General features: G+C 67.0%; 23 protein-coding genes. 7 read left to right on the top strand and 16 right to left on the bottom strand.

Annotated features, from left to right (window positions below):
- Positions 1–3: 3 nt before the first annotated feature.
- Both ACK4HL_RS12980 and ACK4HL_RS12975 read right to left on the bottom strand, forming a co-directional pair.
- The gene (locus ACK4HL_RS12980) at positions 4–1,515 is read right to left on the bottom strand and encodes an aldehyde dehydrogenase family protein (protein ID WP_409760958.1); all 1,512 of its coding nucleotides are present in this window, start codon (positions 1,513–1,515) and stop codon (positions 4–6) included.
- A 1-nt stretch (position 1,516) separates the two neighbouring features.
- Positions 1,517–2,800, bottom strand: a complete 1,284-nt coding sequence (locus ACK4HL_RS12975) for an aspartate aminotransferase family protein (RefSeq protein WP_409760956.1) — start codon at positions 2,798–2,800, stop codon at positions 1,517–1,519.
- A gap of 176 nt (positions 2,801–2,976) precedes the next feature.
- On the opposite strand from ACK4HL_RS12975, the gene ACK4HL_RS12970 reads away from it, so the two are divergent.
- Positions 2,977–3,738 carry a DeoR/GlpR family DNA-binding transcription regulator gene (locus ACK4HL_RS12970; protein WP_409760954.1) on the top strand — a complete coding sequence of 254 codons (762 nt, stop codon included), beginning with the start codon at positions 2,977–2,979 and terminating at the stop codon, positions 3,736–3,738.
- 302 nt (positions 3,739–4,040) lie between these two features.
- Entirely contained in the window at positions 4,041–4,223 is a 183-nt protein-coding gene (locus ACK4HL_RS12965; RefSeq protein ID WP_409760952.1) for a hypothetical protein, read from the top strand.
- A gap of 46 nt (positions 4,224–4,269) precedes the next feature.
- Here ACK4HL_RS12965 and ACK4HL_RS12960 read toward each other — a convergent pair whose 3' ends face one another.
- A complete protein-coding gene (locus ACK4HL_RS12960; RefSeq protein ID WP_409760950.1) occupies positions 4,270–4,650 on the bottom strand; it encodes a DUF6766 family protein in 381 nt (126 codons plus the stop codon).
- Positions 4,651–4,789: 139 nt separating this feature from the next.
- Between ACK4HL_RS12960 and ACK4HL_RS12955 the strand changes: the two genes are divergently transcribed.
- Entirely contained in the window at positions 4,790–5,437 is a 648-nt protein-coding gene (locus ACK4HL_RS12955) for a VOC family protein (RefSeq protein ID WP_409760948.1), read from the top strand.
- A gap of 11 nt (positions 5,438–5,448) precedes the next feature.
- A complete protein-coding gene (locus tag ACK4HL_RS12950) occupies positions 5,449–6,213 on the top strand; it encodes an SDR family NAD(P)-dependent oxidoreductase (protein WP_409760946.1) in 765 nt (254 codons plus the stop codon).
- Between the two features lie 12 nt (positions 6,214–6,225).
- On the opposite strand, the gene ACK4HL_RS12945 is transcribed toward ACK4HL_RS12950, so the two are convergent.
- Positions 6,226–8,892, bottom strand: a complete 2,667-nt coding sequence (locus tag ACK4HL_RS12945; RefSeq protein ID WP_409760944.1) for an AAA family ATPase — start codon at positions 8,890–8,892, stop codon at positions 6,226–6,228.
- Positions 8,889–10,019 carry an exonuclease SbcCD subunit D gene (locus ACK4HL_RS12940; protein WP_409760942.1) on the bottom strand — a complete coding sequence of 377 codons (1,131 nt, stop codon included), beginning with the start codon at positions 10,017–10,019 and terminating at the stop codon, positions 8,889–8,891. The genes ACK4HL_RS12945 and ACK4HL_RS12940 overlap by 4 nt, the downstream gene beginning before the upstream one ends.
- A 116-nt stretch (positions 10,020–10,135) precedes the next feature.
- On the opposite strand from ACK4HL_RS12940, the gene ACK4HL_RS12935 reads away from it, so the two are divergent.
- Complete coding sequence (locus ACK4HL_RS12935) at positions 10,136–10,558, top strand: YccF domain-containing protein (RefSeq protein WP_409760940.1); 423 nt, start codon at positions 10,136–10,138, stop codon at positions 10,556–10,558.
- Here ACK4HL_RS12935 and ACK4HL_RS12930 read toward each other — a convergent pair whose 3' ends face one another.
- The 7 genes from ACK4HL_RS12930 to ACK4HL_RS12900 form a co-directional block, all read right to left on the bottom strand.
- Positions 10,559–11,668, bottom strand: a complete 1,110-nt coding sequence (locus tag ACK4HL_RS12930; protein WP_409760938.1) for a mandelate racemase/muconate lactonizing enzyme family protein — start codon at positions 11,666–11,668, stop codon at positions 10,559–10,561.
- 11 nt (positions 11,669–11,679) lie between these two features.
- Positions 11,680–12,852, bottom strand: coding sequence for a mannonate dehydratase (gene uxuA, locus ACK4HL_RS12925; protein ID WP_409760936.1), 1,173 nt, complete (start codon positions 12,850–12,852; stop codon positions 11,680–11,682).
- Positions 12,849–14,303, bottom strand: coding sequence for a mannitol dehydrogenase family protein (locus ACK4HL_RS12920; RefSeq protein WP_409760934.1), 1,455 nt, complete (start codon positions 14,301–14,303; stop codon positions 12,849–12,851). The genes uxuA and ACK4HL_RS12920 overlap by 4 nt, the downstream gene beginning before the upstream one ends.
- Complete coding sequence (locus ACK4HL_RS12915) at positions 14,303–15,811, bottom strand: sugar ABC transporter ATP-binding protein (RefSeq protein ID WP_409760932.1); 1,509 nt, start codon at positions 15,809–15,811, stop codon at positions 14,303–14,305. Before ACK4HL_RS12915 ends, ACK4HL_RS12920 begins: the two co-directional genes overlap by 1 nt.
- Positions 15,808–16,773 carry an ABC transporter permease gene (locus tag ACK4HL_RS12910; protein WP_409760930.1) on the bottom strand — a complete coding sequence of 322 codons (966 nt, stop codon included), beginning with the start codon at positions 16,771–16,773 and terminating at the stop codon, positions 15,808–15,810. The genes ACK4HL_RS12915 and ACK4HL_RS12910 overlap by 4 nt, the downstream gene beginning before the upstream one ends.
- Positions 16,774–17,814: an ABC transporter permease gene (locus ACK4HL_RS12905; RefSeq protein ID WP_409760928.1), complete on the bottom strand. Its 1,041-nt coding sequence runs from the start codon at positions 17,812–17,814 to the stop codon at positions 16,774–16,776. It abuts the gene before it with no gap.
- Between the two features lie 94 nt (positions 17,815–17,908).
- Positions 17,909–18,934 carry a sugar ABC transporter substrate-binding protein gene (locus tag ACK4HL_RS12900; protein ID WP_409760926.1) on the bottom strand — a complete coding sequence of 342 codons (1,026 nt, stop codon included), beginning with the start codon at positions 18,932–18,934 and terminating at the stop codon, positions 17,909–17,911.
- A gap of 99 nt (positions 18,935–19,033) precedes the next feature.
- On the opposite strand from ACK4HL_RS12900, the gene ACK4HL_RS12895 reads away from it, so the two are divergent.
- Entirely contained in the window at positions 19,034–19,756 is a 723-nt protein-coding gene (locus ACK4HL_RS12895; protein WP_409760924.1) for a GntR family transcriptional regulator, read from the top strand.
- Positions 19,757–19,760: 4 nt separating this feature from the next.
- Positions 19,761–20,771, top strand: a complete 1,011-nt coding sequence (locus ACK4HL_RS12890; RefSeq protein WP_409761068.1) for a zinc-binding alcohol dehydrogenase family protein — start codon at positions 19,761–19,763, stop codon at positions 20,769–20,771.
- A 202-nt stretch (positions 20,772–20,973) separates the two neighbouring features.
- On the opposite strand, the gene ACK4HL_RS12885 is transcribed toward ACK4HL_RS12890, so the two are convergent.
- The 4 genes from ACK4HL_RS12885 to ACK4HL_RS12870 all read right to left on the bottom strand — a co-directional run.
- Positions 20,974–21,867 carry an ABC transporter permease gene (locus ACK4HL_RS12885; protein WP_409760922.1) on the bottom strand — a complete coding sequence of 298 codons (894 nt, stop codon included), beginning with the start codon at positions 21,865–21,867 and terminating at the stop codon, positions 20,974–20,976.
- Positions 21,864–22,868, bottom strand: coding sequence for an ABC transporter permease (locus ACK4HL_RS12880; protein WP_409760920.1), 1,005 nt, complete (start codon positions 22,866–22,868; stop codon positions 21,864–21,866). The genes ACK4HL_RS12885 and ACK4HL_RS12880 overlap by 4 nt, the downstream gene beginning before the upstream one ends.
- On the bottom strand, positions 22,861–23,946 hold the full coding sequence (locus tag ACK4HL_RS12875) for an ABC transporter ATP-binding protein (protein WP_409760918.1): 1,086 nt from the start codon (positions 23,944–23,946) through the stop codon (positions 22,861–22,863). The genes ACK4HL_RS12880 and ACK4HL_RS12875 overlap by 8 nt, the downstream gene beginning before the upstream one ends.
- A gap of 163 nt (positions 23,947–24,109) precedes the next feature.
- A partial coding sequence (locus ACK4HL_RS12870) for an extracellular solute-binding protein (protein ID WP_409760916.1) occupies positions 24,110–25,181 on the bottom strand: 1,072 nt, incomplete at its 5' end.

Here is a 25,181-nt window from a genome sequence, read left to right as displayed (position 1 = left end):
GGATCAGGCGGCCAGGACCGCTTTCAGCTCCTCGAGGATGATGCGCCGGAGTTCCCTGCGGAGTTCGCTGTCGGAAGAATTGTCGACGGCGAGGGAGACAGGAGCCGCCTCGCGCCTCGGCAGGTTCAGCGGGTCGAGCCCGGTATAATCGCCGAAGGTTTCCGCCGCATCCTTGTTGTAGGCGATGCGGGCAAAATGCATCAGGTGATGGGGCGTGAGGTTGTCGCCGATCGAGGAGCCGCCGGCGAAGCCGGTGCCGATGGTCATGGAGGGGCCGAGATTGGTCTCGTATCCCGATGCACCGAGCGAGCAGCCGGCGTTGACCGCCACGCGAAGGGCCGGAACGGCGGCGGCGAAGGCCATGACGTTGGCCTCTTTCTTCGAGTGGATTGCGGCGGAATGGCCCCTGCCGGATTTCCGCATCATCGAGCGGGCGGCGGAGATCGCCTGATCGATCGTCTGCACCCGGGCGAAGGCCAGCACCGGGCAGAGCTTCTCGCGCACCAGCTTCTCCTCGGGCTGCACGAGGTTCACCGGCGTCACCAGGATCTTCGCGCCGCTGGCGTTGAAGCCCGCCTCGCGGGCGATGACGCTCGCATCCTTGCCGATCATCGCCACGTTGAAGCCGTGCTCGGTGAAAAGCAGCTTCCGCAGCTTCTCCGTCTCCTCCGGCGTGCAGACATGGGCCTTCTCCGCCTTCATCGCCTCCAGCAGCCGGTCAGCGATGGTGGTGAAGGCCAGCACCGTCGACTCATTGGTGCAGAGGATCGAGTTGTCGAAGCTCTTGGAGGCCACGATGCGTTTGGCCGCGAGCTTCAGGTCGGCCGTGTCGTCCACCAGAACGGGCGCATTGCCGGGGCCGACGCCGAAGGCCGGGTTGCCGGAGCGATAGGCGGCCTTGACGACGGAGGGCCCGCCCGTGGCGATGATCAGGTCCACGCGCTCATCCGCCATCAGCTTCTCGAGGAGCGGAATGTTGGGCTCGTCGATCACCTGGATGGCGCCGTCCGGCGCGCCTGCCGCCTTCGCGGCCTCGGCCAGCACGCGTGCGGCATCGGTGCAGCAGGCCTTGGCCTGCGGGTGCGGCGAGAGGATGATGGCGTTGCGGGTCATCAGCGCCAGCAGCGTCTTGAAGAAGACGGTCGCCACCGGGTTCGTCACCGGGATCAGCGCGAAGATCACTCCGGCGGGGCGGGGGAGCTCGACGATCTTCTTCTGCGGGTCGATGCGCGGGCTGATGAAGTCCTCATTGCCGTAGATCTCGACCAGGCCTTTGGTGCAGGCCTCGTTCTTGATGCGCTTGTGCTCGACGACACCCATGCCCGTCTCGCGGACCGCCCATTCGGCGTAGGCCTGCGCCTTGGCGTGGCCCGCGGCGGCGACGGCATCGACGATGCGGCGGGTCGCGGCGCGGTCCAGCTTCTGCATCTTTCCCGCGGCCCAGCGGGCGCGGTCCAGCATCAGCTTGGCGCGTTCGAACTGAACGTCCGGAACTTTGATCAGCGGTTCGCTCATGTCAGGCAGCCTTCCTCGCCTGATGCAGCAGCTCGCGGGCGCGCGGCATGGCGGCATCGAAACGGTCCAAGATGTCCTCGCAGGTTTCGCGCGTCAGCAGCACGCCGGGCTTCCACTGCAGCACGCGCTTGTCGAGGGAGGAGAAGATCGCCCATACGCCGTGCTCGTAGAGCGCGCGCGAGACGAACACGGCGCCTTCCGGATGGTTGGAGAATTCGAGGCCGAGGATCACGCCCTTCTGGCGCACGCCCGTGAAGATGTCGCCGTGGCGCGAGATCATCTCCTGCATGCTCTCGGCCATGAAGTCGGTCACCGTCTGGACATTGGCGACGAGCTCCGGGCGCTGCAGCATCTCGATTACCTTGTGGCCGACGACGCAGCCCAGCTCCGCGCCGCCCGAGGTGGAGATGTGGGCGGCACCGTCTTCGTGCAGCCAGCCGCCGGCCTTCTCGTTCACCAGCGCCGCGCTGATGGGGTAGAGGCCGCCGGAAAGGCCCTTGGCCGTCACCATGATGTCGGGCTGCACGCCATAAGCCTGCCAGCCCCACATCCTGCCGGAGCGCATGAGGCCCGTCTGCACCTCGTCGGCGATGTACATCGCACCGTACTTCTCGCACAGCGCCTTGCAGGCGTTGAGGTAGCCCTCCTTCGGCAGGGGAAAGCCGTAGGTGGCGGGGATCGTCTCCATGATGAGGGCGGCGACGTCATTGCCGCGGAGTGCCCGCTCCATCGCGTCGATGTCGTTGAAGGGCACCTGGATGAAGGTCTCGGGCTGGTCGGCGAGGAAAATCTTGGTGAAGCGCTCGTCGCCGGTTGCCACGGCGAGGCCCGAATGGCCGTGATAGCCCTTGATGATCGACACGATCTTGCGCCGCTTCGTGGCATAGCGCGCGCTCTTGATGGCGATGTCCACGGCCTCCGCGCCGCCCGGCGCGAAGACGGCGTATTTCATCCCCGGCGAGACGCTGATGAGCGACTCGGCCAGCGCCGCGCGGGCGACCGAGGGAAACCAGTGGTTGCCGATGTCGAAGTAGTCGAGCGCGCCCTTCAGCGTCTCCACCAGCTCCGGGTGCCGGTGGCCGAAATTGTAGGTGCCGCCGTTGAGGTGCAGGTCGATCAGGCGGCGGCCGGACATGTCGTAGAGGAAGTAGCCTTCGCGCCGGTCGATCACCAGGTCGATGCCGGCCTTCTGCCAGAACTTGGTCTTGTCGGGATTCCAGAAGCGGATGGCCTTGTCGAACAGGTCCTGCTTCGACTCGAACTTGAAGAGGCCATAGTCGTACATGTGTGCTCCTTCGGTCACAAAATGACCGATATCCAACTATGTATTAGGCAACCACAACATTATTCCGTTGTCAAGCGGTCAATTCTGGAGGAACATCGCAGGCCGATGTGGAACCCTGGTCAATGTTGCGCCCGGCTTCGGCCATGGCACAATGAGCAGGGATGCGGAGCGGCGAAATGAAACTGACGAAGTCGGACCGGCAGGCGAGAATCGTGGCGGAGCTGCGCACCGCGCCCACGCTCCGGGTGAACGAGCTGGCTTCGCTGCTTGCGGTCTCCACCGAAACCGTGCGGCGCGATCTCGCCGAGCTCGACGAGCGCGGCCTCATCAACCGCACCTATGGCGGCGCGACGCGGCCCGTCAGCTTCGAGCCTGCGCTTGTCGAGCGCGAGAAGATGATGATCGAGGAGCGCGAGCGGATCGCGGCGGCGGCCGTTGCGCTGGTCGAGCCCAACGACATCCTGATGATCGGCGGCGGCGCCACCACGACGATCTTCGCGCGGAGGCTCGCCGCCGAACGCGATCATCTCACCGTCATCACCCATGCCTTCTCGATTGCCGTGGCGCTCGCCAGCAACCCGTTCCACAAGGTGCTAATGCTGCCCGGCCAGTATGACAGCCGGGAAGGGCTGATCCACGGGCCGGACACCATCGAGGCGCTGCAGCGCTACCGTGCCGGCAAGGCCTTCCTCGGGGCGAGCGGCGTCACGGCGGAAGGGCCGAGCGATGCCGGCGTGGGCCCCGGCCTCATCTACGGCGCGATGATGAGACGGTCCTCGGAAACCGTGGTCCTCGCCGACCACACGAAGTTCGGCCGGCCCTCGCTCTCGGTCTATGGGCCATGGTCGCCGCAGGTTCTTCTCGTCTGCGACCGGGAACCGGAGGGCGATCTCCGCGCCGCGATGAACCGCGCGGGGGCTCGCCGGCTTCTCGCCTGACTCTCGCAGGTCACACGACGAGGACCGAGATCACCAGCGCAACGGCGACGATGAGCACCACCGCGATGGCCGCGGACACGAACCTCGCCACCGGGGCGCTGTCGCCAGTCGACATCATCGTTCACTCCCAGAAAACAACATCCGTCATCGGAACATCATGCAATGTGCATTGTTCCACGTTCCTGGTGCTGCGCCTTCCGGGGGCTCCGGAGGAACCCCCGAGGGTGCGCGCACGTTCTGTTCAGGCAGGTGAAGCGGACGATCTGTCTTCCACTGCACGCAACTGATGAAAGGAACCAGTCATGGCCAACCAGAATCAGAACCAGAACGATCGCAACCGCCAGGGCCAGCAGAACCAGCAGGGCGGCCAGCGCCAGCAGGAACAGCAGGGTGGCGGGCAGCACCAGCAGGGCGGCGGCATGGAGCGCGAGAACGAGCGCAACCGTGAGCAGCGCCGCGACGAGCGCCGCGACGAGCGCCGCTAAGGTCCTTTCCGGCAGAGGCCCGGCGGATGAACCGCCGGGCCTTTTCTCATGGCTTGCGCGAATAGCGCTGGTCGAGTTCGCGGATCGTCCTCTCGGCCTCGCGGGCATTCACCAGACGCATCAACTCGTCGACCTTGGCTTCCAGGCGGTCCTCGCTTTCGCGTGATTGGGTGGAGCCCACGTGATAGAGGAACGACAAGCCCGCCACCTGCCACACAAGCTGCAGGAACTCCGACTGCCAGTTCTCCAGCGTGCCCCGCATCAATTGCGTGAAATAGGCGGAGACAACGATGGGCTGGTGGTGAGCCTGCTGGTCCTGGACGTATTCAAACCAACCGAACAGCCAGTGGCCGGCGAGCGCCACCAGGAACAGCGCCAGCGTCACCCACGTGTAGCTGTAGCGCGACCAGACGGATTTTCCAGGCATGACACAACTCGTTAATCAGACACAATTTCCGCCCGTGACGGAGCGCTTCGTCAATGCAGGTGCCGGGGGCTTGTTCCACCTCGGCCCATGATGCGCGGCTTCGCTGGACTGTCGGACGAATCCACGCTCTTATGAGGGCATGAGGATCGATCATCTCGTCTGGTACACGGCGGACCTCGACGAGGGCCGCCGCCACTTCGCCGAAGCGATGGACCGTGCGCCGCTCTATGGCGGGGAACATCCCGGCGAGGGCACGGCCAACGCCGTGATGGCGCTGGGTCCCGAGACCTATCTCGAAATCCTCGGCCGCGACAGCGCACAGAGCGCCGATGCGCTCGATCCCGAGGTGAGCCGCCTCGAGGGCAAGGGCCTCTATCACTGGGCCGTCGGCGGTGCGGTTCTCGCGGAAGTCGCCGAGCGTGCGAAGCGGGGCGGCCTCGATGGCGGCGCGCTCGTCCCCGGCGGGCGCATCAAGCCAGATGGCAAGCGTCTTTTCTGGACATGCTGGGGGCTCCGCAACCACGGCTTCGGCTCGCTCGTTCCCTTCTTCATCGACTGGATGGACAGCGAGCACCCGGCACGCTCGGCGCCTCTGGGCGGCAAACTCGCCTCGCTCGAGATCCGCACGCCGGAAGCCGTGCGGCTCCGCCGGATCTTCGATGTTCTGGGCCTCGACGTGCCGGTCGCCGAGGCGGCGGAACCTGAGGTCGTCGCCACCCTCGAGAGTACGAAAGGCCGCCTCGCGCTATCGTCCTTCGCGCCCCTGCCGCGCGGCTATGTGATCTAGGGAGAACTGGAATGAGGCTCGAGGGGAAGCGGGTGATCGTCACCGGTGGTTCGACGGGGATCGGCGCGGCGGTGGCCGGCCGCTTCCTGGAGGAGGGGGCGAAGGTCTCCGTGTGGTGCCGCAACCCCGCAAACGCCGAAGCCATCGCCGCCGGGCTGCCGAAGCTCGCCGCCGTCGAGTCCGTCGACGTGGCGGACGCCGGTGGTGTGGACAAGGCTTTCGCGCACTCGCTCTCGGCATTGGGCGGGCTCGACGTGCTCATCTGCAATGCCGGCATCTCGATCCGCCGCAACTTCGTTGACATCCCGCGCGAGGAGTTCGACCGTGTGATCCGCGTCAACCTGCACGGCGTGTTCTACGTGAGCCAGCTCGCCGCGCGCCACATGCTCGCACAGGAGAAGGGCGGGGCGATCCTGATGACGGCATCCACCTCCGGCGTCACCGCCTATCGCTACTACGCCGATTACAATGCCTCCAAGGGCGCGCTCCTCGCGATGATGCGCACCATGGCGGTCGAACTCGCGCCCAAGGTCCGCGTCAATGCGGTGAACCCCGGCTACACCATGACTCCCATGCAGGAAGCCGAATACTCGCCGGAGATGCTGGCAAAGGTGAACGGCATCATCCCGATGAAGCGCCACGCGCGGCCGGAGGAGCTCGCCTCGCTTTATGTCTATCTCGCCTCCGACGAGGCGGCTTACGCCTCCGGCGCTGTCTTCACGCTCGATGGCGCGGAGAGCGTTGCGTCCGGCGCGGCGTACCTCCAGGGCGGGTGAGGGCTTTAACCGCTAGACGATCTGCAGCTGCCTGCCGCCCAGCGAAGCAAAGGAGCGGGAGCGGCAGGTGAGCACGATAACCTGCTGGTTCCGTCCGGCGCGGTTGAGGGCGTCGAACATCTGCTCGATGCGGTCGTCGTCCGAGAAGACCAGCGCGTCGTCGAGGATGATCGGAACATCTTCGCCCTTCTCGCAGATCATGGCACCCATGGCGAGGCGCACCAGCACCGCGATCTGCTCCTGCGTGCCGAGCGAGAGCCGGCCGAAGAGTTCGCGGCCAGGTCCGCCCCGGTTCAACCCGGCGATGGTGAAATTCTCGCCGAGCGCGATCTCCGCCTGCGGGAAGACGTCGTGGAGGAACGGCTTCAGGTGGCGCAGAAGCGGTGCGTTGAGCTGTTCGCGGCGCCGTGCGTAGCATCGCTCGACGGTGGACTTGAGCAGGTTCAGCACCTCCACACGCTCGGCGATCCGCGCCGCTTCCGCCGCCGCCATCTCCTGCTGAAGCTTTAGGGCTGCGGCGCGCTCGCCGAGGCCGTCGCCGCCGGCCGACTGGATCTCGCCTTCGAGCCTCGCGATCTGCTGGTTCAGCCTGTCGATGGCCCCGGCGCGATTGTCGAGCGCCGAAGAAAGGCGTTCCGCGCGCGCCTTCAGCCGCTCCGTCTCCTCGGGCTGCGGCGACTGCCTGCGCCGTTCCTCGCAGAGGGCCGCCTTGCCGCGGTGCTCGGCCTCGCGTGCTTCGAGGTCGCGCTGGCAGGCGTTGATCATCGACTCGCGCTGCTCGTCGGGAAGGAGGGCGAGATCGGCTTCGAGCTTCGCGTGGATCTCGCGCAGCTGGCCGTCCAGGGTGCCGCGCGCCTTTGCGATGCGCGACAGCGTCTCGTTCTGGCCGGCGGCCACCGCGTCGCAGCCGGTGCGCTCGGAGCGAAGCGCGCCGCGCGCCTCGGCGATCGCCTGAAGCTCCGCCTGGAGTTCGGCAGGCGAGGGGATCGACCCGGCAGCACTGCCCTCGGCCGCCTGGCGCATCTTCGCGTCGATCTCGGCGAGCGCGTTCTCGAGCCTGGCGATCTCGGCGGAAGGCTGCTCCTTCAGTCCGAGTGCATTGCGCTCGGCGCGCAGCTCGCGCGCTGTCTCTTCCAGCAGCAGGCGCTGGGCACGGAATTGGCGGAGCTCTTCCGGATTCTTCGCCCCATGCCGGGCGAGGAGGTCCGCCAGGCGGCGCCGCTGCTCCTTCAGCCCTTCTTCCGCCGCCGCCACGCCCGCGGCGGGTGGGGAAACGGTGATGGTTACGTCCCGTCCCACAGTGATGGCGAGTGGTTCCGTTACCGCGCGCGTGGCGTTCCCGGAGACCGCCTCCCCGTTCACCGCCACCTGTGCTGCCGGCCCCGCCGCGATGCTGATGCGGGCTGCCGCCGCCTCGATCCGCGCGCGCAGGGCGGATTCCTGCTGCTCGATCGCGGCCAGCGCCTGCAGCGCTGCATCGTCGGCGCTCGCCACCTTGAGCTCTGCCTCGTTGGCCGCGGCGCGGGCATTGAAATCCCTCAGCTGGTTGAGGCGCGTCTCCATCTGATCGCGCGCCGCCATGTGCGTGGCGAGTGCCGCGAGCCGTTGCAGCCCGCTCTCGCGCGACTCGAGTTCCTCGATCTCCAGGTCGAGTTTAGACCTGCGCCGCAGAGCCTCGCCCTGCGCGTTGCGCGCAGCGGCCTCTTCCTCGTCGAGGGCCGGAAGCCCGGCCACCAGCGCCTTGATGCGGCGGCGGTGCCCGTCGATCCCCTCGGCGCGCCTGCGCAGGGCGTCGAGCTTCTCGCGCTGGGCGCTTGCGCGCTCGTGCGCGTGACGCTCTTCGGCCTCCAGCGCCTTCAGCGCCTCGGCGGCCTTCTCCGCCGCGCCGAGCTTCTGCTGCGCATCCGCCAGTTCCTGCTTCATCTGCCGGGTGTCGGCCGGGTTTCCGGCGCGGCGCAGCTCGGCGCGGAGCCTCGCCAGGCCTTCGATCCTGTCGTTCAGTTCGGCGAGGCGGCCTTCCACCTCCATGCGCTCGTCGCCGAGGCGCGCGCTTTCCTTCGCGGCGAGATCGAGGGGACCGTTGGCCCGGTGGCGGCCCGTGTCGGTGACGTTCCGTGCGAGTTCCTCGCGCACGGCCGAGAGAAGCAGGCGCGCGCGTTCGCCGCCGACGAGCGTTCCGACCTCCTGCTGGATCACCTCGTTCAGCACCGTCTTCGCAGCTTCGGAAGGTTCCGGCGCCTGGAAGGAATGGCCTTGCTGCACCCAGACGATGCCAAAGGCCGCGTCGTCGAGCGCGCGCGCCGACTTCGGCGAAATGCCGAGAAGCTCCCATACCCGCTCGTCCGCCTCGCTGTTGCGGGCGATCTCGACGCCGCCGCAGGTGAGGCTCGCCGCCTTGCCCTTCAGGAAGGACTTGGCGATGGCGTAGGACTTGCCCCCGCATTCGAAGGACACGGTGATGGAGACGGGCAGCGACAATCCCTCGGTGGCGAGTGCCGCGATCTCTTCCTTGGCGGATGAGTGCCGCTCGAACAGGCAGGTGCGTATGGCGCGGAAGAGGGTGGATTTCCCCGCCTCGTTCTCTGCCGCGAGGATGTTGACGCCGGGGCCGAAGCCCTCGATGCGCGCCGGCGTGCCGAAACGTCCGCAGCCTTCGACGGAAACCCCGGTGAGCTTCATGCCGCCTGCCCCCTGCCGCTTTCGCGAGTCATCACGAAGAGCTGCACCAGCGCTTCCTCCGCGCGGCGGCGCTCGACGGGATTGGCCGCCGGGTTCTCGGCCTCCGCTTTCAGGAGCTCGGCCGCCTCGCGCAGCACGCCGCCGAAGTCGATCCTCTCGAGGTCGTCCAGCGTCGGGCGCACGTGGAGACCGGAAAGATCGGGCTCGAGCCAGAACATCGCCGCCTCGAGCGCGGCCAGCCGGTTCGAGAGATCGGCCCGGGCGGTGAGGTCCAGCGTGCCCCTGAGGTCCAGCCGCATCAGGAGCGACGGCAGTTCAGGGATGAGGCGGAGCCGCTCCTCGAGCCCGTCGAGATCGCGCGCGGCAGTTATTTCCTCGGCCTGGCTCAGCCACCGGTAGGCGCCGGTGCGCCTCGTACTGACGGTTGGCGGCGCGCCCGGCCCGGCGATCTCGACGAGGAGGACCTGGCCGAGTTCCTGGCTGCCGAAACGGTCCGCCTCCGGAGTTCCGGCATACCAGGTGCCGGGCCCCACCTGCATGGTGCGGTGCCAGTCGCCGAGCGCGAGGTAATCGAGCCCGGCGCGCTTCGCGCGGTCCGGCGCGATGGGGTTGCTGGCCTCGCCTTCGCTGCCGAAGCCCGTCACCGAGCCATGGGCCAGCCCGATGCGGATCACGGAATCGGAACTCGGCGCCTGGTCCATCCACTCGGTCAGGTCCGACACTTCGCTCTTCCGCCGCAGCGGCGAAGGGAGCAGCACCGCCTCGGGGCCCAGCGACGCCGGCTCCGGCGAGAGGTGGACATGAACGTTGTCGGGAAGGCCGATGCTCCGGGCGCGGTCCCACAGTCCGTTGCCGCGGTGCGGATCATGGTTCCCGGGGATGATGTGCCAGGCGATCCCCGGAAAGCCGCGCATGCGTTCGAGCGGTTCAAGCAGCGTCTTCTGGGCCGGGGCCTCGGTATCGTAGAGGTCGCCCGCCACCAGCACGTGGGCGGCGGCCTCGCCCTGCGCCAGGCGGCCGATCGCCTCGATGGCGGAAAGCCTGGCCTGCCGCAGCACGCTTTCCTTCTCGCCGAAGTTCCGGAAGGGCTTGCCGATCTGCCAGTCGGCGGTGTGGATGACTCGCATGGCGGCAGAATGGGAGGGGGAGCGGGCCTGCGTCAACCGCCCTCGGGTGGTCTCGATTTTTGCTGGCAATCGCGATGGAGCTCCCCATATGTTCACCCGTGAACGTGGAGGGCTCGATGTCACTGCTCTTGAACATCATCTGGATTCTTCTGGGCGGCGCCTGGATGGCCTTCGGCTGGCTCGTCGCGGCGGTCATCATGGCGGTGACCATCGTCGGCATCCCGTGGGCGCGGGCGGCCGTCAACATCGCGCTCTACACGCTGATGCCCTTCGGCTACACGGCCGTGCCGCGCGACCGCTACACGGGCCGCGAGGACATCGGCACCGGCCTTCTCGGCGGCATCGGCAACATCCTGTGGCTGGTCTTCGCCGGCTGGTGGCTGGCCTTGGGCCATGTCATCACGGCGGTGATGCTCGCCGTCACCATCATCGGCATTCCCTTCGCCTGGGCGCACCTCAAGCTCGCCGGCCTCGCACTCTGGCCCATCGGCAAGATGATCGTGCCGAAGGACCCGATGTACCCGGCACCGCGCGTCTGATCAGGAAAGGCTGAAGGCCGATCCCTCGACCATGGCCCCGGCGATCGCCTGGAAATCCCAGGCGATGCCGAGGCCCGGCTCGTCGGAAGGAATGGCGTGGCCCTTCTCGATGCGCATCGGCTCCGTGGTGAGCGAGTCGATCTGCGGAATGTATTCCACCCAGCGCGCATTGGGCACGGCGGCGCAGAGCGAGACGTGCAGCTCCATCAGGAAATGCGGGCAGACGGGAACGTTGAAGCATTCCGCGAGGTGGGCCACCTTGAGCCAGGGCGTGATGCCGCCGATCCGCGCCACGTCCGCCTGGACGATGGAGCAGGCGCCGCGCTCCAGGTATTCGCGGAAGTGCAGGTGACTGTAGAGGCTCTCGCCCACGGCGATTGGGAGAGTCGTGCTCTGCGACAGGCGCACGTGGCCGGTGATGTCGTCCGCCGTCAGCGGCTCCTCGAACCAGGCGATGTCGAGCGGCGTGAGGCAGCGCGCGCGCCTGATCGCCTCGTCGACGGTGAAGCGCTGGTTGGCGTCCGTCATGATCTCGAAGGAAGGCCCGACCGCCGCGCGCACGGCCTCGAGCCGCTTCACGTCTTCCGAGACATGCGGGCGGCCAACCTTGATCTTCGAGCCGCCGAAGCCCTTCGCCTTCGCCTGGAGCGCATCCTCCACCAGTTCGGATGTGTCGATGTGGAGCCAGCCGCCTTCGGTGGTGTAGAGCGGGATTCTCGCCTGGGCGCCGCCCGCCATGCGGTGCAGCGGCTCTCCCATGCGGCGGCACTTCAGGTCCCACAGCGCCGTGTCGATGGCGGCGAGGGCGAGCGAGGTGATGGCGCCCACCGTCGTCGCGTGGGTGAGGAAGAAGAGATCGCGCCAGATGCGCTCGATCTCCAGCGCTTCGCGCCCGATGAGCGCGGGCCCAAGCGTGCGGCGGATCAGTTCCATGATCGAAGGGCCACCCGTGCCGATGGTGTAGGTGTAGCCGGTGCCCACCGCGCCATCGGAATCGAATATGCGGATGATCGGCGTCTCCTGGCTGACGAAGGACTGGATCGCGTCGGTGCGCTTCACCTTGGGTTTCAAGTCCACCATCAGCGCTTCGACGCGGGTGATCTTCGCCATCTCGGGCCTCCTCAGTTCACGCGGCCGGCGCGGAAGGCATCGACCGTGCGCATCACGCCCCTCAGTTCCGCCAGGCCCTTGAGGCGGCCGATCCCGGAGTAGCCGGGGTTCACCTTCTTGGCCAAGTCGTCGAGGATGAGGTGCCCGTGGTCCGGCCGCATCGGGATCTCGCGGGCCTCGCGCGTCTCGAGGCTGCGGAGTTCCGCCACCACCGCGACCATGTCGGTGTCGCCATCGAGGTGTTCGGCCTCGAAGAAGGAGCCGTCGGCCTCGCGCGTGGTATTGCGCAGATGCGCGAAATGGACCCGCGGGCCGAACACCCGCGCCATGCGTACGAGATCGTTCGCCGGGTTGGCGCCATAGGAGCCGGTGCAGAGCGTCACGCCATTGGCGGGGCTCGGCACCGCCTCGAGGAGCCTCTGCGTGTCCTCCTCGGTCGAATTGACGCGCGGCAGGCCGAAGAGCGGGAAGGGCGGATCGTCGGGGTGGATCGCGAGCTTGACGCCCGCTTCCTCCGCGACCTCGGCGATTTCCCGCACAAAGGCGAAGAGATGCTGGCGAAGGCCTTCCGCCGTTGTGTCGCGGTATTCGTCGAGCTGGCGCAGGAAACTCTCTCTGTCATAGACGGTCTCACGCGCCGGCACCCAGTCGATCAGGTTGCGCTCGAGCTCGGCGATCTTGCTCTCGGGCCAGGAGGCGAGGCGTTGCCGCGCCGCTGCGATGCGCCCTTCGGGGTGATCGGCCTCGGCGTTGCGCCGCTTCAGGATCAGCACGTCATAGGCGCAGAAGTCGACGATGTCGAAGCGCAGCGCCGTTCCGCCATTGGCGAGCGGCCAGTCGAGGTCGGTGCGGGTCCAATCGGTGATCGCCATGAAATTGTAGCAGCACACGCCGATTCCGGCCCTGGCCACGGCACGGATCGAGGCCTTGTGGTTGTCGATCAGCTGCCGGTAATCACCCGTGCGCGTCTTGATCGGTTCCGGAACCGCGATGCTCTCGACCACGTCCCATGTGAGGCCGGCTCTCTCGATTTCCGCCTTTCGCTTCATCACCTCGTCGTCGGTCCAGGCCTGGCCGCGGTTCATGTGGTGAAGTGCGGAGACGACGCCCACGGCACCCGCCTGCCGCACATGGGCGAGCGTTACCGGGTCGGCGGGGCCGAACCAGCGCCAGGTCTGTTTCATGCTCGGGTACTCCGGAAGCTTTCATAGGTTGCGCGGCTGCCCTTCACGAAGAGGCTGCCGAGCGCACCGGTGACAGCGGAGGTGAAACGGGAATCGGCGGGAAGGTCGCGCCCGAAGATCGTGTCGAGGTCCATCAGGGCAGGGGCGAGAGCCGCGGCGTCCGCTCCCGCCGCATCGGCGCGGGCGCGGAGCTCGTCCTTCAGGGGATCGCGCACGTCGATGGGGCGGCCCTGCTCGTCGATGCCGGTCACGTAGCGCATCCAGGCGGCGACGCCGAGCGCCAGCGCGTCGATGGGCGCTCCCGCCTTCAGCCTGTCGCGGATCGTCCCCAGAAGCCTCTGCGGCAGTTTCTGCGAGCCGTCCATGGCGATCTGCCAGGTGCGATGGCGAAGGCCCGGGTTGCGGAAACGCTTCAGCAGCGCCTGCTTGTAGGACTCCACGTCCGCCCCCGGCGGCACGGCGAGGGTGGAGGTTACCTCGTCATGCATGAGATGGGCGACATAGGAGGCGAGTGCTGCGTCCTGCATGCAGCCGGCGATGGTTTCGTGGCCGGCGAGATAGCCAAGATAGGCCATGGCGGAATGCGCGCCGTTGAGGAGCCTCAGCTTCATCAATTCGAAAGGCGCGATGTCGGCGACGAAACTGGCCTTCCAGTCGGGCCGCCCTTGCGGAAAGCGGTCCTCGATCACCCAGTTGTTGTAGGCCTCCGTCACCACCGGCCAGCGGTCTTCAAGACCCGTGGCGGCTGCGATGCGGACACGGTCGGCATCGGTGGTGGCGGGCACGATGCGGTCCACCATGGTGGCAGGGAAGGCGACCTGTTCCGCGATGTAGCGGGCGAGGGCGGGGTCGCGCAGCGCGGCCAGCCGCGTGACCACCTTCGCCACGGTGCGGCCGTTTGCCGGAAGATTGTCGCAGCAGAGAACGGTGAAGGGGGAAGCCCCGCGCGCGCTTCGCGCCCGCAGCGCCTCGACGAGAAATCCCGGCGCGGAGCGCGGCGCGTGGGGATGCGCGAGATCGTGCACGATATCCGGATGCGCCTCGTTCAGTTCGCCCGTGGCCGGGTCGTGGCAATAGCCCTTCTCCGTGACGGTGAGGGAGACGATCTTCACCGAGGACAGGCACATCGCCTCGATCAGCGCCTGCGGGTTCTCCGGGGCGACGAGCACGCCGCGCAGCGCGCCGATCACGCGGCACCGCTCTCCCGCCTCGTCGCTCTCGGCAATGGTGTAGAGGAAGTCCTGCGGTGCCAGAGCATCGCGCGTCTCGGCGGAGCGCAGGCTGGCGCCCATGATGCCCCAGCGCAGGTCGCCCCGGCGGACCGCCTCATCGGTGTAGTCGGCCTGGTGTGCGCGGTGGAATGCGCCCACACCCAGATGCACGATGCCGATGTCCAGCAGTGCGGGGTCATAGGGCAGCGCCTTGCAGGTCGCGCGCGAGAGCCGTTCCATCACGCCGCCTCCCGCCCGTGGATAAGACCCATGATGGCCGTGCTCACGCGCTCGTAGTTCCGGTCATTCTCGAGAAGTCCCTCAAGGCGGAAATCATTCATCACCGCCACGCGGTCCGCCACGTCCACCATTTCGGTCAGGTCCGAGGTGATGAGCAGCACGGCGGTGCCGCTCTCGGCCAGCTCGTGGATCAGGTCATGCAGATAGGCCTTGGTCTTGATGTCGATTCCCACCGAAGGTTCGTCGATGATGAGGAGCTTCACCCCCGCCGCGATCCATTTCGCGACAGAGACCTTCTGCTGATTGCCGCCCGAGAGATTGCCGATCACCTGCTCGAGCGAGGGCGTCTTCACCTCGAGCTTGCCGAGGATCGGCCCCACCTTGCGCGCCACCGTGGCATCGCGCAGAAGGCCCAGCGCGCTGGCGAGGCGCTTCCACACGGTGATGCCGGCGTTGGCCAGGACCGAGTGGAGCAGGATCAGGCCTTCGCCCTTCCTGTCTTCGCTGACGTAGCCGATGCCGAGATCGAGCGCATGGGCAACCGAGCCGATCTTCACCGGGCGGCCAGCGACCAGAATCTCCCCTCCCGTCTGGGGCGACAAGCCCAGCACCGCCTTGGCGAGCTCGCTCCGGCCAGCACCCACGAGGCCGTAGAGGCCGAGGATCTCGCCGGGCCGGATGGAGAGCGAGACGTTCTCATGGCCGGCGGCGGAGGAATAGCCGCGCAGCTCGAAGAAGGGCTGGACCCGGGGCTGCGGCCGCGGTGCGCGGCGTGAAATCCGCTCGGCGCGGCCGATCATCATCTTCACCACGTCGTCCCGCGTTAGGGACTTGAGCTCGGCGCTGTCGCAGGCGTTCTTCCCGTCGCGAAGCACCGTCACCGTATCGCAGATCGCGAAGACTTCCTCGAGCTTGTGGCTGACGAAGCCGATGGCGACGCCCTCGTCCCGGAGCTTCCGCAGGATGCGGAACAGCACCTGCGCCTCGCTCGGCGTCAGCGAGGCGGTGGGCTCGTCGAGGAGCAGCACGCGGGACTGCAGCGAGAGCGCCTTGCCGATCTCGACGAGCTGCATCTGCGCGACGCTGAGGCGGGAGACTGGCGTCATCGGGTCGATGGCGAGGTCCAGCTGCTTCAGCCAGCGACGGGCCTCCTCCGCCAGCGCGGCATAATCGACGGGGGAGAGGGCGTGGCGGCCCAGCCTGTCGAGCATGATGTTCTCCGCCACCGAGAAGCGGGCGACGAGGTTGCGCTCCTGGTGCACGACGCCGAGGCCGCCCGCCGCCGCGGCGCGGGGGTCGGCGAAACGCACCGTTCGGCCCTCCATGGTGATCATTCCCGAGTCCGCGCGGTGGATTCCCGTCATGATCTTGATGAGGGTCGACTTCCCCGCGCCGTTCTCACCCAGGAGTGCGTGCACCGAGCCGCCCCTGAGCGTCATCGAGACGTTGTCCAGCGCCTTGACACCGGGAAAGGACTTGCTGACGCGGGAGACCTGGAGAGCTGTCATTTCGCGCGCATCTCGTTCAGCCTCGCCACGCGGATTTCGCGGAAGCGGTTGATTCCCACCGCCCAGAGGATCAAAGCCCCGAGCACGATCTGCACCACGAAGGGGTCTATCGCGAAGAGCACCAGCGCCTGGGTGATGATGGCGATGATGACCACGCCGAAGAAGGTGCCCGCCACGCTGACGTGGCCTCCGGCCAGCACCGCGCCCCCGATCACCGGCGCCGCGAAGGAGGAGATCAGCCAGTCGTCGCCGATGGTGGGCTGGCCGATCTGCAGCCTCGCCACCAGCATCATGCCGGCGATCGCCGCGAGGAGGCCGGAGATCGCATGGGCCCAGACGATGGTGGCGGTGACGTCGATGCCGGAGAGCTCCGCCGCCGTGCGGTTGCCGCCCACCACCAGGATGTAGCGGCCGATGCGGAGCCGGTTGAACAGATACCACATGCCGAGCGCGGCGAGGATCATCGGCACGACCAGCCACGGCACCGGCCCGAAGATCGCCATGTTGCCGAAATCCTTCACGCTCTGCGGCACGCCGTAGAAGGGCTGCGCCTCGGTGATGCCGAGATTGATGCCCTTGAAGATCTGCAGTCCGGCGAGCGTGATGATGAAGGCCGAGATGCCGGTGCGGGCGATGACGAAGCCCGAGGCGGCACCCGCCGCCGTGCCGATGGCAAGGCCGATCACCATGGCGGCCACCGGCGGCACGCCGTAGAATTCCATGATGCCGGCGAAGCAGATGGCGACGAGCCCGCCGAAGGCGCCAAGCGCCAGGTTCATCTGGCCGATGGCGATGATGACGAGCTGGCCGAGCGCGATCACCATGTTGACGGAAATGGCCGAGAGCAGCACCAGGATATTGAATGGCGAGAGGAAGCTCGGCTGCAGGGCGGAAATCCCCGCGATGGCCACCAGGCAGACGAGTGCCGGCCCCACCCAGTCATTGTCGAAGAGCCGGTTCATCTAGATGAGCCCCCTTGCACGCAGCATTCTCTGGCGCAGCCTGTCTGTGAGAACGGCGAGAAGCAGGATCAGGCCGAGGCAGGCGAGGATCCAGAACTCGCCCACACGCATGAGGAGGAGCCCGCTCGTCATGATGGTGACGAAGGCGGCGCCGAGCAGGGTGCCGATCACCGAGACGCGGCCGCCGGAGAGAAGGGTGCCGCCGAGAACGGGGGCGAGGAAGGCGGGGAGCAGCCAGTCCTGCCCGAGATGGCCCGCCATCGAGGGAACGGCGGCTCCAGTGCGGGCGGTGAGCATCAGCCCCGCCAGGGCGGCGAGCGCCCCGGTCAGCATGTGGCAGGCGGTGATGACGCGGCCGGTGCGGATTCCGGAAAGCTCCGCGGCGCGCGGGTTGGCGCCCGCGGCCAGCATCTGCCGCCCGAGCACCGTGAAACGGTAGAAGAGGCCGAGGCCCGCGCAGACGAGGAGCGTCACCACCAGCAGCACAGAGACCTTGCCGAAGAGCCGCATCTTGCCGAGCCCCGTCACCTCCGCGGGCAGGGCGTTGAAGGCCTGCGCCTGGGTGAGGAAGATCATCACGCCGAAGAAGATGCTCATGCTGGCCAGCGTGATGATGAAGCTGTGAACGCCGGAGCGCACCACCGCGTAGCCGTTGACGAAGCCGAGCAGCGCGCCGAACAGGATCGCGCCGGGAATGGCGAGCGGCAGCGGCACGCCCAGGGACTGCGCGAGAAAGCCGAAGACCATGGCGGCGCAGACGCCGATGGCGCCCACCGAAAGATCGAGCCCGCCCGTCACGATCACCGCCATCATGGCCAGCCCGATCATGGTGTCGATGCCGATCTGGCGGCCGATGGTGAAGAGGCTGAAGGGCGAGGTGAAGCCCGGCAGCGCCAGCGCGAAACCGGTGAAGGCGATAGCGATCAGCACCGCAAGCCCGAACTCGTTGCTCAGCAGCAGGCGCAGCGCGCCGGAGCCCTGGCGCTTTTCCGGCGCGAAGCCGTCGCGCGTGTCGACTCCCGGGGACGCGGCATCCGTCATGGGTTCACTCACTGGCCCTCATCCGCCCTTCGGGCACCTTCTCCCATCGCTTGCGCGACGGGAGAAGGGGAGCCTTGTCGTCTTCATCCGCCACTCACTGGCAGTTCATGTAGTCTTTTTCGAAATTGGCGAGAATGTCCTTGGTGATGCCGCGCATGGCGTCGACGTAGGTATCGACCTGCGAGGCGTCGACGAACACCGTGCCCGAATCCACGAACTTCGCGGTCAGGGCGTTGGACTTCCACGGCGCGTCGTCCTTCAGGGTGCAGCCGGTGCGCAGCTTGTCCAGCACGTAGGAGCCGATGTAGCCCTGGCCATAGGGGTTCTGCAGCATGGTGCCGTTCACGAAGCCGTCCTTGATGGCCTGGAGCACCACCTCGTCATGGTCGATGCCGACCATCTTGATGCGCTTGTCGCCGATCTTGCGGAGCGCGTTGGCGGCCGTCACGGCGGGGACCCAGGCGGTGGTCACGATGCCGTCCACGTTCGCCGCGTTGGCGGCGAGATAGGCGTTGATCTTCTCCTCCGCCGGCTGCGGCGCGTCGATGTCGGCGATCACCTGCACCACCTCCACCGCGCCGTTCGTCTCGGCGGCGGCCTTGTTCACCGCGTCGATGCGGAGCTGCGTGTTGGGATCGACGAGGAAGCCGGTGAAATGCGCAATGCGGCCCTTGCCGCCCATGGCCTTGATCAGCTCCTTGGTGCCGAGATAGGCGGAATTGCCCGTGTCGGTTCCCATGCAGAAGAGGGCCGGCGTCGGGTCCTTCAGGCAGCCCGCCGTGGCGATCGCCTGGCCGCCGTTCTCGGTGATCTCCTGCACCACGGCATTGGTGCCCACGGCATCGCCCGGGAAGATCAGGAAGGCGTTGTAGCCCTGGGTGAGCAGGCTTTCGAGAAGCTGGCTCTGCTGGGCGAGCTCCCATTTCTGCGGCACGCGGTAGTCGCCCGCGCCGAGGCCGAAATCCTTCATGGCGTCCGCTCCGGCCTGCTCCCAGGCGGCGAAATAGGGGTGGGGGCCGCCCGGGACGAGGGCCACCTTGGTGCCCGGGTCGGCAAGGGCGGGAATCGAGGCGGCGGCGCAGAGGCCCAGCGCAGCCACCAGCTTAACGACTGATTTCATGACGTTTTCTCCCATTGGCGGCGGCAGAATAAGGTTGATCTTTGGGCCGCTCGGGTGCATGCTAGTATACAAGAAACACCCTCACAAGCCGGTTTCCGCATGGCGCTTCCCCTTTCCCAGAGCCTTGCCCGGGGCGGCGCGCCGCCCCGGGTGCTGGACCGGCGCCTGCCCGCGGCGGAGCAGATCTACGGGCACCTGCGGGAGGAGATCATCACCTGCCGGCTCGCCCCCAACGAGGGCCTAAGCGAGAACCGCATCTGCGGCATGTTCGGGGTCTCGCGCTCGCCGGTGCGGATCGCGCTGACGCGGCTCGCCGAGGACGGGCTCATCGACATCTTCCCGCAGCGCGGCAGCTTCGTGGCGCCGATCCGCATGAAGCAGGTGCAGGAGAGCCAGTTCGCGCGCACCGCGCTCGAGATGGCGCTGGTCGAGGTGGCCGCGCAGAACTGGACGCAATCGCATGCGGCCGAAGCCCATGCCAATCTCGCCGACCAGAAGCGCCATGCCGCGGCGGGGGACACCTGGAGCTTCTACCTCGACAACGAGCGCTTCCACCAGCTCATCGCGCGCGCCGCCGGCCTCGAGGGCGTGTGGAAGACGGTGCAGGGCGTCAAGATGCTGTGGGACAGGGTGGGCCATCTCGCCAACCGGGTGCCCGGCCATCGCGACGACATCATCGCGGAGCACGAATCGATCGTGGCCGCGCTCGACGCGCGCGACCAGAAGGCGGCGGTGAGGGCCATGAAGCTGCATCTCCGCTCCGTGTTCAATGCCATCGCGCGGCTCAGGCCGCTTCACGAGGATTACTTCACCGATGCCTGAAACGATGCGCGCCATCCTGTGCCGGAACCCGCGCGAGCTCGAGATCGTCGAGCGGCCGCTGCCGGAGAGGAAGCCCGGCGAGGCGCTGATGCGGATCCGCCGCATCGGCGTGTGCGGCACCGACATGCACATCTACCAGGGAAACCAGCCCTATTTCGTTTATCCCCGCATCATGGGCCACGAGCTCTCGGGCGAGATCGTCGAGGCGGAGAGGGGCTCGCAGCTGAAGCCGGGCGATCCCGTCTACATCGTGCCCTATCTCCACTGCGGGCACTGCATCGCCTGCCGGGCGGGGAAGACCAATTGCTGCACCAGCCTGAAGGTGCTGGGCGTGCACATCGACGGCGGCATGTGCGAATACCTCGCGCTGCCCGAAACCCATCTCTTCAAGGCCGAGGGCATCACGCTGGACGAGGCGGCGATGGTGGAATTCCTGGCGATCGGCGCTCATGCCGTCTCGCGCGCCAGGGTGAGCCGGGGCGAGCGCGCGCTGGTCGTGGGTGCCGGCCCCATCGGCGTGGGCGTGGCGCTCTTCGCGCAGCTCAATGGCGCGGAGGTGAGCGTGATCGACGGCCGCGAGGACCGCCTCGCCTTCGCGGCGAAGGTGCTGGGCGTGCCGCACGCCATCACGCTGGGCGAGGGCGACGCGGAGCGGATGCGGGAGGAGACGGGCGGCGAGTTCTACGGCCACGTCTTCGACTGCACGGGAAGCCCGAAGGCGATGGAGCGCGGCTTCTCGCTCGTCGCCCATGGCGGAACCTATGTGCTGGTCTCGATCGTGCAGGGGAACATCTCCTTCAGCGACCCCGAATTCCACAAGCGGGAGACCACGCTGCTTTCGAGCCGCAACGCAACCCTCGTCGATTTCGCCACGGTGATGACGGCGATGCGCGAGGCGAAGGTGCCGACCCGCGCCATCCGCACCCACAGCGCCAGCCTGTGGGAGGTGGGAAAGAAGATGCCGGAATGGATCAGGCCCGAGGCCGGGACGGTGAAGGCGGTGCTGGAGCTGTAGCGCCTAGGAATAAAGGCCTTGACAGCGCGCGCTCGACGGGGTAGGAAGGGGCATTCTCCACCAGTGTGACGAGACGCGGGCGGGCAGGCGGGAGCAGGGCCTTCGCCGGTATGACGCTTCTTGAAACCTCATGAAGCAAGAACTGAAAATATGCCCGGGTGCTGGCCCGGGCATTCTGCATTGGGAGGCTACGACGATCGCCCTACTTCAGCCCAGCCGGTGCGGCTTCGCCGAGGTCGCTCCTCTCCGCCAGCTTGGCGCGTTCCTTGGCGCGCTCGGCCGCACCCTCCTCGCGGCGCTTCATCACCTCGTAGACGATGGCGCCCAGAAGCGAGAGGCCGATGATGATGACGGCCAGAGCCGAGAGGGCAGGGGTGGTGCCCTGGCGCACCTCGCCCGCGAGCACCGTCACCAGCGTCTTGTCGGCGAGGATGGCGAAGGTCGTGGTGTTGTAGTTCTCGAAGCTCGACAGGAAGGCGATGACGGCGGCGGAGATGAGCGCCGGTTTCAGGAAGGGCAGCAGGATGTGCCAGAACACCTGCGGGTGCGAGGCGCCGAGGTCGAGGGCGGCTTCCTCCTGGGCGCGGTCGAAGCGCTGGAGACGCGCCATGATGATCAGGAGCGCATAGGCGGCGACGAAGCTCGACTGGCCAAGGATCGCCAGCACGACGCCCTTGTAGAAGGTGGCCCGGGTGAAGTCCGTCAGCCCCATCATGTCCTTCCAGAAGATCACCGTGGAGATGCCGATGATGACGCCCGGCGTCAGCACCGGCGAGACGGTGACGAGATAGAACATGCCGCGCGCGCGGTGGTAGATCTGGTTCATGATGATGGCGGCGGCAAGCCCAACGGGAACCGAGACGGCGACGACGCCGAGCCCGATGATCACCGAGTTCCACAGGCCTTCCATCATGGCGCGGTGGTTCCACAGCTTCACGAACCAATCCAGCGTGAAGCCCTCGAAGGGGATGGCGGTCGGGTAGTTCGGCGTGTTGAAGGCGGTGACGCTCATTACCGCGAGCGGCCCGAAGAGATAGAGGAAGAACAGGGCGACGTAGAAGCCGATCATCGCCTTCATGACGAATTTCGAACTCACTTGATCGTCTCCCCGAGCGACACCTTGAACAGCCGCAGCATCAGCATGACGAAGGCGATGCAGGCGGCGAGCAGGATGAAGGCGTATGCCGCACCCCTCGGCCAGTTGAAGGACTGGAAGAAGAAGTCGTAGACGATGGATGTGAACCACAGCGTCGACGGGCCGCCGAGGAACTGGGGTGCGGCGAGAGAGCCCGCCGCCAGCATGAAAACCATGGTGCATCCCGAGGCGATGCCGGGCTTGGCATAGGGGATCACCACGTCGCGGTGGATCTTCCACCAGGGGGCGCCAAGGTCGCGGGCGGCCTCGATCTGGTTCTTGTCGAGGCTCTCGATGGCGTTGTAGAGCGGGAAGATCATCACCAGCAGGTAGGCGTAGGAAAGGCCGACGTAGAGGCCCACGTTGTTGCCGAGGAAGTCGATCGGCTCCGAGGTGATGCCGAGCCCCATCAGCGCCTGGTTGATGAGGCCGCGCGAGGCCAGGAGCAGCCGGAGCGAGAAGGCGCGCAGGATCTCGTTCACCCAGTAGGGAACGATCAAGCCCAGCATGATGAGCCGCACCTTCTGGGCCGTTCCCGCCTGCGCCATGTAATAGGCAAGCGGATAGCAGATGGCGAAGTTGACGGCGGTGACCGCCACCGAGGCGATGATGGTGAAGACGAAGGCGTAGATGTGGGTGGTGTTGAGCTTGTCGTCCACCGGGTTGATGAAGAACGACTTGTACTGCGCGATGGTGAGCACGTCGTCCGGGCCGCCGCGCTGGGCGGGGGGAAGCTTCGGGTGGAAGCTCTCGACCACCATGTAGAGATAGGGCAGCACCACGAGGAACAGCGTCCAGAAGGCGACGAGCAGGATGAAGGTGACACCCAGCACCGCGCCGTTCCGCTCGAAGAAGCCCTTGTGAGTCGGGTCGTGCGCGAGCTTGTTCTCGGCCCGCGACATCGCCCAGAAGATGGCGATGACCACGAGCGGGATGAGGAAGACGACGAAGCGGCTACTCACGGGCCATCTTCCCTTCCGGCAGCACCACGCCCATTGCCGGCTCGTAGTGGATGGTCGTCGTCTCGCCGTGGGCGGGGATGGCGACGCCGGCCTGGCGGCCCACCGTCACCGTGATGTCCTTCGGAGTGGCGCCTTTCAGGAACACGTGCGTGGCGTTGCCTTCGAAGGCGCTCGACAGCGTCTCGGCGGAGAGCGTGGCATCCGCTTCGCCTGCGCCGAGGCGGAAGGATTCGGGCCTGACGAAGAGGATCGCCCGGTCGCCGGGCTTCAGGCTCTTGGGGTTGCGGCCGCGCAGCGGCCCGTGCGCCGTCTCGATCACGGCGAAGCCGCCCTCGGCGCGCGTCACCTTGCCGGCGAAGGGATTGTTCTCGCCCACGAAGGAGGCGACGAAGGGCGTGTCGGGGTCATCGTAGACGGACTTGCCGTCCGCCACCTGCTGAATCACGCCGTCCGACATCACGGCGATGCGGTCCGACATGGTGAGCGCCTCGCCCTGGTCGTGGGTGATGTAGATGAAGGTGATGCCCACCTGCTGCTGGATGGCGCGAAGCTCGTTCCTCATGTGCTGGCGGAGCTTCAAGTCGAGGGCGGAGAGCGGCTCGTCGAGGAGAAGCACCTTGGGCTGCACGGCGAGCGCGCGGGCGATGGCCACGCGCTGCTTCTGGCCGCCGGACAATTCGCTCACCAGCTTGCCGCCCTGGCCCGGGAGAGCGATGAGGCTCAGGAGCTCGTCCGCCCGCTTCATGCGCTCCGCCTTGGGAACGCCGCGCACGCGCAGGCCATAGGTGATGTTCTCGGCCACCGTCATCAGCGGGAACAGCGCGAGGTTCTGGAAGATCAGCGCGGTGGGGCGCTTGTTGGGCCCGATCCCCGCGACATCCTGGCCGCCGATCCGCACGCGGCCCTCGGAAGGCTCGAGGAAGCCCGAGACGGTGCGCAGGATCGTCGTCTTGCCGCAGCCCGATGGCCCGAGGAAGGAAAAGAATTCGCCGCTCCTGATGGCCAGCGTCGCGTCATCCACGGCCGTGAAATGGCCGAAACGCACCGTCACGTGATCGAGCTCTACACCGGCGCTCATAAACTCCCCACCCTCTGAAACCTGACGCGGCCGTCTTGCTGCGGCGCTTCCCGGCGACTTTCCAACGAAGCTCCACGGAATTCAAGTGGAACCAGCCGCCGCCCGAAAAAGGACCAGCCCCGCGATGCGGGGCTGGCACTCATGCGTGATGATCCCGAAGGGCTCAGGCGGCCTTGAACTTGTCCACGTACTGGCTGCGGATTTCCGCATACCAGGTGGGTTCGGCCGGCCACGGCCAGAGGTTCTGCAGCGCATCGCCCGGGAAGGACTCCTGGAAGTTCTTCTTGGCGACGTCGGAGAGCAGGTTGTCGGCGCCGGTGACGGTCGGGTTGTAGCCCGAGCCCTCGGCGGCGGCGGCGGACGCCTCCGGCGTCTGCAGATATTCGAGGAAGGCGTAGACCTGGTCGATGTTCTTCGCCGGCTTGAGGAGCGACAGGCCGTCGACCCAGGCGATGGCGCCTTCCTTCGGCGCCTGGTAGTTCACGGGCTTGCCTTCCTTCTTGAGGGAAAGCGGCGGGCCGTCCCAGGTCTGGCCGATCCACACGTCGTTCTCCATGAGGCCGGACTTGGTGTTGTCGGCGGAATCCCAGAACTGCTTCACCCAGGCCTTGTGCTCGATGGCGAAGGCGAGGATCGGGTCCCACAGCTTCTTGAAGCTCTCCTCGTCCTTGTAGCCGTCGAGCATGCGGTTGGACGGCATCTTGCCGGAGGCATCCCACCACAGGCCGATGCCGAGGAGGAAGGAGTGGCCGCGGCCCTGGGTGTGGCCCTTGACGTCATCGGCCCAGAGCGAGCCGTAGCTGAGTTCCTTCGGATCGCCCTTCCACAGGTCGGTGCGCCAGGAGATGGCTTCCGAGCCCCAGACATGCGGCATGTAATAGAGACCGTCCTCCCAGGTCCAGAGCTCGGCGGCGGCCTTGGCCATGGAGGGGATGATGTTGGAATGGTTCTTCACCCGGTTCATGTCGAAGGGGGCGAGAACGGCGAGGTCCTTGTACTGCGGCGCGCGGTTCTGGGTGGGCTGGCAGAGGTCGAAGCCTTCGCCGCCGGTGGCCTGCAGCTTGTTGATCTGCTCCTCGTTCTGGGAGAAGGGCGTCTGGTTCACCTTGATGCCGGTGGCCTTCTCGAAGTTCGGGATCACGGGGTCCGGGAACTCGTCCGACCACATGAGCAGATTGAGCTCGCCCGAGGAGGAGAGCGCATTCTTGCTGTAGAGCGGGGCGGTGAGGCCCACC

The organism is Aestuariivirga sp., from assembly GCF_046294715.1.
Classification (GTDB): domain Bacteria; phylum Pseudomonadota; class Alphaproteobacteria; order Rhizobiales; family Aestuariivirgaceae; genus Aestuariivirga.
Note: the sequence above shows the minus strand (reverse complement) of the source record. Positions and strands in the feature narration are given on the sequence as shown.